Below are 7,603 nucleotides of genomic sequence, written 5' to 3' on the forward strand. Positions count from 1 at the left end.
GCCGCGGGCGGCCAGGCCTCAACGCCGCCAGCATCCTCTCGCTCAGGGGCTCGGCGCCGGTCACGGCACCGTCGTGACGCTCAAGGCCGAGGGCGAGGGCGCCGAGCAGGCGCTCGACGAGCTCGTCGCGCTCCTCGAGACCGACCTCGACGCGCAGTAAGCGCTCTGCGCCCCGTCCCCCCTCGCGTTTCTCGCGGAGGACGGGGGACACAGAACACCGGATGCCACGAGCCCCAGGGGCCGTGGCATCCGGTGTTCTGTCTACGCGCGGTGCGGTGCGCGTGCCGGGCTCCGGAGAAACGGGCGAGGAGGGCCCGGACTCCGGCCGTGGCCGGAGGCTGAGTCGCGATTCCTCCGGAGCCCGGCCCGGGGCCCGGTTCAGACCTCGGTGGAATCCCCGGGGCCGAGGTCGACGAACGCGCCGCCGTTCTGCTCGACGGCCCACGTGAGACGGGCGTCGCCCATCTGCTTCCCGGCGACGGAGAGCGTCATGTCGTGCGTCGCGAACACGCGCGCGGGCTTGACGGCCAACACGTAGTCGATCGCTTCGGAGATCTTCAGCCACGGCGCACCGACCGGGGCCGCGAGGAGCGCGACGTGCGCCCCCTTCGGGACGGTGTATGAGTCGCCGGGGTAGAAGAACGCGTCGTTCACCAGGACGCCGACGTTGTCGACGATCGGGATCGACGAGTGGATCTCGGCGTGCTTGCCGCCGAAGAACTCCAGGTGGAACGGTCCGAGGTCGAGCGTGTCACCGGGGTGCACCGCGGTGACGTCGAACCCCGCGGCCGCCTTCTGCACGCCCTCGGGACCGTAGATCGGCACACCCGGGTGCGCCTTCTGGAGCCGCGTGAGGTGCTCGGGCGTCCAGTGGTCGGGGTGCTCGTGCGTGATGACGACACCGACCAGTCCGGTGAGCTCCTCGAGCGGGGAGGTGAAGACGCCGGGGTCGATGACGAGGGTGTGTCCGGCCTCTGTGAGAACGAGGGAGGCGTGTTCGCGTTTGGTGACCTGCATGCGCTCGAGTCAACTCCGCGCCGGGGGACCCTGCAACCGCTGGACGACGAGTCATCGGGATGCCACAGGTGAACGTCGCGGGTCGAGTGACGCGTTCCTCTTCCCTCCGGGCGGCGCGCGCGGTACGGTGGGCCGGACACGCCCGGGCTGCGAGTCATTCGCGGCCCGATTTGTCGTGCGCGGCATCCGTAGTGCATACTTGAACGGTTGCGACGCGGCCCCATCGTATAGCGGCCTAGTACGCCGCCCTCTCACGGCGGTAACGCGGGTTCGAATCCCGCTGGGGTCACCAACACGAAGAAAGCCTCGACCGAATGGTCGGGGCTTTCTTCGTGTCCGGGTGGCGCTTGCCCGTGCGGGTTGGGCCCCGACCCTCCGCGGAGTCGGGGCCGCCGTCGTCCTACGCTTCGTGCGACCCCCGACGCTTCCGCACGATGCGACGGACACCCCAGACGATCAGCACGGCCACGGCCGCCACGGCGATCCAGGGGAGCAGGAAACCGAGGCCGATCACGACCCCGTTGAGTGTCGCGATGAGCCCGTTCCACCCGGCGACCAGGCCGTCGCCGAATCCGGCGGGGTCGGCGGCCACGCTCTGCGAGCGCACGTTCAGCTGCACGTTCAGCGACGACATCGCCACCTGCGACTCGATCGACGTCAGCACCGAACGGTCGGAGTCCAGTTGCGCCTGGCGATCCGCGAGCGCGGACTCGGCCGCGATGAGGTCGGCGACCGACGAAGCCTGCGACATGAGCTGGGTCAGACGAGCGACGGATGCCTCGCCGGCGGCGACCCGGGCCCGGAGATCGACCGTCTGCTCGGTGACGTCCGAACGGTTCACGCTGGTCGCGGTGACATCGCCGACGGCGGACAGGCCGTCCATCACGGCCTGCAGGGAGGCGGCCGGAACCCGCACGGTGATCCAGCCGGACGAGGCCGACTCCGGCTGCACGACCTTGCCGTCGAGCGGGACCACGCCGTATCCACCGCCGACCTGCGACGACTCGACGTATCCGCCGGCGGAGGTCGCGGCATCCGAAATCTGCGTGATCGCCGCGCGTACGTCGTCGACCTCCACGGTGCTCGACCCGGTGGCGACGATGTCGCGGGTGCCGCTCGTCGCGGACGAAGCAGAACCCGACGCAGCCGAGGAATCCGCCGCCCCGCCGGCCGATCCATCCGCGGCCCCCTGGGGGGCGAGTGGCGCGCTCATGTCGCGCGTGCCGGCTTCGGAGCCCATACCGGGATCCACGGCACCGCCGACGGCCGACACGGACGATCCCGACGTCCCGCCCGAGGTGGTGAGTGCCGGTCCGACGACCGCCGCGACGACGAGCACCGCGGCTGCGGCACCGACGCCCGTCCAGGCGTTGCGGCGGCGCCGACGCCGTGTCTCGCGCTCGTCCGCGATCCGGGCGAACACGACCGACTCCATGGCATCCACGCGATCGGCGCGAACCGGGGGAAGGCTGGGGGTGGTCATGGGGTCTCCGTCTCCATCGCGGTGGCGCGCACCCGGGAACGGATGCGGGAGAGGCGGTTGCGGACGGTGCCGTGCGACACGCCGAGCGACTCGGCCGCGGCTTGATAGCCGTAGCCCTCGGCCGCGCAGAGCCGGAAGATCTCCCGGTCGAGGTCGCCGAGACCCTCGACGGCGGCGAGGATCGCCGTCACCGTCTCGGCTTCGACGACCTGCTTCTCGACGTCGACCAGCGCGGGGATCCGCTCGTCGAGCTCGGCGTTCTCGCCGTGCCGGCGACGAGACCGCAAGCGGTTCTGCGCCTGCAGGCGGCAGACCGTCGCGAGCCAGGGGAGCAGGGACACCCCCTCCAGCCGCAGCTTGGGGATCTTCCGCCAGGCGACGACGAACGTCTCCTGCACGACATCCTCCGCGTCGCTCTCGTCGTGGACGAGTCCGAACGCGATCCAGTACACCGGCCGCACGTACGCGCGGTACAGCGATCGGAACGCGGCGTCCGACCCGCCGGCGGCGCGCGCGACGAGCGCCCTGTCGTCGATGACGTCGTCGGTCATGGCATCCGTTCCCTCGTCCGCACCCGTGCGAGCACTCTCTCATTGAGAGGTGTCCGCTCGCGCGGGATCGTCTCATACCCGATTCCGGAGGGGATGCCGAGCCGCCCGGGGCGGTCGATAGACTTCAGCGTTTCCCCGAACGAAAGGCTCGTCATGGAGCTCCAGCTGGACCCGGTGTTCCAGACGGTCGCCCTCGCGGTGCTCGTGCTGATCCTCGCCGCGGATCTCCTGATCATCCTCGCGCGCCCGCACATCCCCTCGCCGAGGGAATCGGCGCTGTGGGTCGTGTTCTACGTCGTGCTGGCCCTGGCGTTCGCCGGGATCCTCGTGGTCGTGGCCGGGGGAGAGGTGGCCGGGCAGTTCGTGGCCGGATGGCTCACCGAGTACAGCCTCTCGATCGACAACCTGTTCGTCTTCGTGCTGATCATGAGCCAGTTCTCGGTGCCGCGGCGCTACCAGCAGCAGGTGCTGATGGTCGGCATCATCATCTCGCTCGTCCTCCGCGCGGTGTTCATCCTCGTCGGCGCGACGATCATCGAGAACTTCAGCCCCATCTTCTACGTCTTCGGCGCGTTCCTCATCTACACCGCGATCCGCCAGGCCTTCCCGGGCGGCGATCACGAGGACGATACGCAGCGCGAGAACCTGATCGTCCGGATGCTGCGGCGGGTCCTGCCGATCACCGACTCCTACGACGGCCAGAAGCTCCTCACCCGGGTCGAGGGCAAGCGCGTCTTCACGCCCATGATCATCGTGTTCGCGGCGATCGGCGTGACCGATCTGCTGTTCGCGATCGACTCGATCCCGGCGATCTTCGGGATCACCGAGAGCCCGTTCATCGTGTTCACGGCGAACCTCTTCGCCCTCATGGGGCTGCGCCAGCTCTACTTCCTGCTCGGCGACCTGCTCGAGCGCCTCCGCTTCCTGCACTACGGCATCGCGTTCATCCTCGCGTTCATCGGCGTGAAGCTGATCCTGCACGCGCTGCACGTGAACGAGCTGTCGTTCCTCAACGGAGGCGAGCCGATCGAGTGGGCCCCGGAGATCTCGACGTGGATCTCGCTCGCCGTGATCGTGGTGTCGATGGCGGTCGCGACGATCGCGAGCCTGACGATCCCGAAGAAAGCCGACGCGAAGGACTGACCGCCGCGGCGCTGCCGTCGTGTGTCCCAGGATGTGCGGGTTTCGGCGGTGGTTTCTGCACGAAGTGGGACACGACGTCGCGCGGCGCGCGCTATCGCTGCGGCGTGTCCCACTATGTGCGGGTTTCGGCGGTGATTCCTGCGCGAAGTGGGACATGACGCGACACGACACGACACGGCGCCGCGACGCGCAGGCGTGAGCGCGCTGCGCGGCTCAGAACGCGCGGAGGTTCGCGCCGAGTCCGCCGTCGACGTACTCCTCGCGCAGGATGCCACGGCGGCGGAGGATGGGCACGAGGTCGTCCAGCAGCCGGTGCACCGTGACCGGGTGCAGGTCGCCCCACAGCAGGACGCCGTCGTTGCCCCAGTCGCCGAGTTCCTCGATGCGGTCGGCGAACTCCTCCGCCGTGCCGACGAAGCCCGAGCCGTCGTTCAGGCGACCGAGCCGCGCGTGCGCGGCGAGGATCGCGCGCAGGGGAGCGTCGGGCTCGTGCTTCCCTACCAGGCGACGGATGCTGCCTTCCGACACGTGCTCGCCGAAGATCCCGCGGTCCAGCGGCGCGTCGAGGTCGAGGCCGGTGAGGTCGGTCTCGAGGTCGCTCGACTGCTTGCGGGCGATCGCCAGCAGGGCCGCGTCGTCTGGATCCGTGGATGCCGCGACCAGGCGGTCGGCTTCCTCCGACGACGCCACGAGCACGGGCTGGACGGCGAACAGGATCTTCACGTCGCTCGGCGCGCGTCCGGCGGCCTCGGCGGCGGCGTGGATGCGCGCCCGGTAGGCGCGGATGCTCTGCTCGTCGAGCGGCGCGAGGGCCAGCTGCACGTCGGAGTTGCGCCCGGCGAACGCGAGGCCGCGGCCCGAGCCGCCGGGGGAGACGATCGCGGGCTCACCGTCGGTGAAGGGCACGGCGTTGAGCGGACCGTCGAAGCCGAAGTACTCGCCGCGGTGCGGCGTCGCGGCCAGGCGGGTGCCGTCGGCGTAGACGCCGGTCTCCTCGTCCTCGACGAGCGCGCCGTCGCCCCAGCTCCGCCACAGCTCGCGCAGCCCGTCGACCCACTCCTCGGCGCGGTCGTATGCGGCGTCGTGGCCGAGCTGCGGACCGGTGGAGAAGTGCCGCGCGCTGCCGGTGTCGGTCACGATGTTGAGGCCGAGGCGGTGGCCGCTGAGGTGCTGGAGCGTCGCGAACTGGCGCGCGGCCGTGTACGGCAGATACGCGGCGGGGTTCACGGTGGGCACGACGCCGAGGTGCTGCGTCGCGGCGAAAAGGTACGGAGCCAGCAGCAGCGGGTCGTGCTTGGGGCCGCCGAACGCGTGCCGCACCCGCAGGTCGATCGTCTCGGCGCTGCCGAGCGACGGTGCGTCCTCGATGATCAGGAGGTCGAAGCCCGCCTGCTCGAGCGTGCGGGCGGAGTCCTGGTACAACCCCGGCTCCGTCCACCGGTGGTTCCACCGGAGGTACGGGTGCCCCCACCCGTGCGGGCCGAAGCCGCGAGCGAGGAACCAGCCGAAGTGCTGCAGCCGGCTCACGCGTTCACGACCTCGCGCACGTCGACGGCCTCCACGAACTCGTCGAGGGGGACGGATGCCGTGCCGTCGAGGGCCTGCGCGAGGTCGGCGATGAGGTCGTCGACGTCCTCGATGCCGATGGAGAGGCGGATCGTGCCGGGGAACACCCCGGCGCGCTCGCGCTCGGCCACGGTCCGGGCGGAGTGGCTCGTGCTCTGCGGGTGCAGCACGAGGGTCCGCACGTCGCCGAGGTGCGTCATGTGCGTGATGAGGCGCACCGACTGCACGAGGTGCCGCGCGGCCTCGAGCCCGCCGCGGAGGGTCACGGTGAACACCGAGCCGCTGCCACGCGTGAGGTACCGGCGACCGAGCTCGTGGTGGGGGTGCGAGGGCAGGCCGACGTAGTCGACGCGCTCCACCTCGGGCCGGGTCTCGAGCCACCGCGCGACCACGAGCGCGTTCGCGGACTGCCGCTCGACCCGCAGGCTCAGCGTCTCGACGCCTTGACCGATGAGGAAGGCGTTCAGCGGCGACGGCGACGGCCCGAAGCGCGGCGCGACGCTCTCCCGCAGGTACTGCCCGCGGGCGCGACGGCCGTACTTCTCGGCGTAGCTCGCCCCGCCGAGGCGGTCGGTCTGCACGAGGTGGGGGAAGAGGTGACCGGATGCCACCGCGTCGAAGCGTCCGTCGTCGACGATGACGCCGCCGAGCACGGCGCCCTGCCCGGCGAGGAACTTGCTCGCGGAGTGCACGACGATCGCCGCGCCGTGCTCGATCGGTCGGAGGAGGTAGGGGGGTCGTGAACGTGCTGTCGACGACGAGCGGAACGCCGCGCTCGGCACCGATCGCCGCGACGGCGGCGACGTCGAGCACGTCGTTGCGCGCATTGGAGAGCGTCTCCGCGAAGAGCGCCTTGGTCCGCGGCGTGATCGCGGCGCGCCACGCGGCGAGGTCCGAGGTGTCGACGAAGGTCGCCTGGATGCCGAGCCGCGAGAAGTTGTCGAGGAGGAGACCGCGCGTGCCCTCGTAGATGTGCTCGGACACGACGATGTGGTCACCGGCATCCAGGAGTCCGAGGAGAGCGACGGTGACCGCCGCCTGACCGCTCGAGACGAGGATCGCCTGGTCGCCGCCCTCGAGCGACGCGATGCGCTCCTCGACGGCCTGCACCGTCGGGTTGCCGGTGCGGGTGTAGCCGAAGCCGCTGCCGGTGGCGAAGTGCGCCGCCGACTCGTCGAGGTCGGAGAAGGTGAAACCGGCCGTCAGGTAGATCGGCGTCGCGCGCGGCGAGGCGGGCGCGGCGGACGCCCCCACGTGCACCTGACGGGTCGAGAACCCGGTGTCTTCCTGCGCGCTCATGCGGCACTCTCCTTCCAGCGGCGTCGCCACAGGCTCGCACGCGCTCCCGCCCGCCGACGAAATGTGCGGCGCCGTGTTACGCGGAGAGGGGCCCGCGGCCCGGTGGTATCGTGGCGAGGTGCGGATCGCCGGCCTCCTCCTTAGCGGCCGCGACGAGACCTTGTTCTAGGCCTTTCTCGTCGCGGAGTTCGTCGCGGGCCTCACATCCCATCCGAGGAGAAACGCAAGTCTCATGAGCACGACATCGATCGACGGCATCCACATTCCCGATCGCCCCCGGACCCTGGCCGAGAAGGTCTGGGACGACCACCTGGTCGTGAAGGGCGAGGACGGTCAGCCCGATCTCATCTACATCGACCTCCACCTGGTGCACGAGGTCACGAGCCCGCAGGCGTTCGACGGTCTGCGCGCCGAGGGCCGTCCGGTCCGACGCCTGGACCTGACGATCGCGACGGAGGACCACAACACCCCGACGCTCGACATCGACAAGCCGATCGCCGACCTCACCAGCCGCACCCAGATCGAGGCGCTGCGCCGCAACGCC

7 protein-coding genes, 1 tRNA gene and 2 pseudogenes are annotated in these 7,603 nt (G+C 70.6%); 4 read left to right on the forward strand and 6 right to left on the reverse strand.

All coding sequences use genetic code 11. From position 1 onward, the window contains the following. Positions 1–160 (forward strand): annotated as a pseudogene (locus I5G_RS23400) (HPr family phosphocarrier protein); the annotation flags it as partial. 218 nt (positions 161–378) lie between these two features. Here the strand turns inward: I5G_RS23400 and I5G_RS17905 are convergent. Next, on the reverse strand, positions 379–1,017 hold the full coding sequence (locus tag I5G_RS17905; protein ID WP_022880289.1) for an MBL fold metallo-hydrolase: 639 nt from the start codon (positions 1,015–1,017) through the stop codon (positions 379–381). A gap of 216 nt (positions 1,018–1,233) precedes the next feature. On the opposite strand from I5G_RS17905, the gene I5G_RS17910 reads away from it, so the two are divergent. Beyond that, a tRNA-Glu gene (locus I5G_RS17910) sits at positions 1,234–1,309 on the forward strand. A 108-nt stretch (positions 1,310–1,417) separates the two neighbouring features. Here I5G_RS17910 and I5G_RS17915 read toward each other — a convergent pair. Beyond that, on the reverse strand, positions 1,418–2,500 hold the full coding sequence (locus I5G_RS17915; RefSeq protein ID WP_026096064.1) for a DUF4349 domain-containing protein: 1,083 nt from the start codon (positions 2,498–2,500) through the stop codon (positions 1,418–1,420). Beyond that, a complete protein-coding gene (locus I5G_RS17920; protein ID WP_022880291.1) occupies positions 2,497–3,051 on the reverse strand; it encodes an RNA polymerase sigma factor in 555 nt (184 codons plus the stop codon). The genes I5G_RS17915 and I5G_RS17920 overlap by 4 nt, the downstream gene beginning before the upstream one ends. A 153-nt stretch (positions 3,052–3,204) precedes the next feature. On the opposite strand from I5G_RS17920, the gene I5G_RS17925 reads away from it, so the two are divergent. Beyond that, positions 3,205–4,194, forward strand: coding sequence for a TerC family protein (locus I5G_RS17925; RefSeq protein WP_022880292.1), 990 nt, complete (start codon positions 3,205–3,207; stop codon positions 4,192–4,194). A gap of 213 nt (positions 4,195–4,407) precedes the next feature. Here I5G_RS17925 and I5G_RS17930 read toward each other — a convergent pair whose 3' ends face one another. From I5G_RS17930 to I5G_RS26940, 3 genes and pseudogenes are all read right to left on the reverse strand, one after another. After that, on the reverse strand, positions 4,408–5,721 hold the full coding sequence (locus I5G_RS17930) for an LLM class flavin-dependent oxidoreductase (RefSeq protein WP_022880293.1): 1,314 nt from the start codon (positions 5,719–5,721) through the stop codon (positions 4,408–4,410). After that, positions 5,718–6,452, reverse strand: a complete 735-nt coding sequence (locus tag I5G_RS26935; RefSeq protein WP_306305796.1) for a PLP-dependent transferase — start codon at positions 6,450–6,452, stop codon at positions 5,718–5,720. Before I5G_RS26935 ends, I5G_RS17930 begins: the two co-directional genes overlap by 4 nt. A 97-nt stretch (positions 6,453–6,549) precedes the next feature. Beyond that, positions 6,550–7,059 (reverse strand): annotated as a pseudogene (locus I5G_RS26940) (PLP-dependent transferase); the annotation flags it as partial. Between the two features lie 232 nt (positions 7,060–7,291). On the opposite strand from I5G_RS26940, the gene I5G_RS23410 reads away from it, so the two are divergent. Then, positions 7,292–7,603, forward strand: a 312-nt coding sequence (locus I5G_RS23410) for an aconitase family protein (RefSeq protein ID WP_036329226.1), incomplete at its 3' end; no start/stop codon positions are given.

The organism is Microbacterium sp. B19 (assembly GCF_000333395.1).
Lineage (GTDB): Bacteria > Actinomycetota > Actinomycetes > Actinomycetales > Microbacteriaceae > Microbacterium.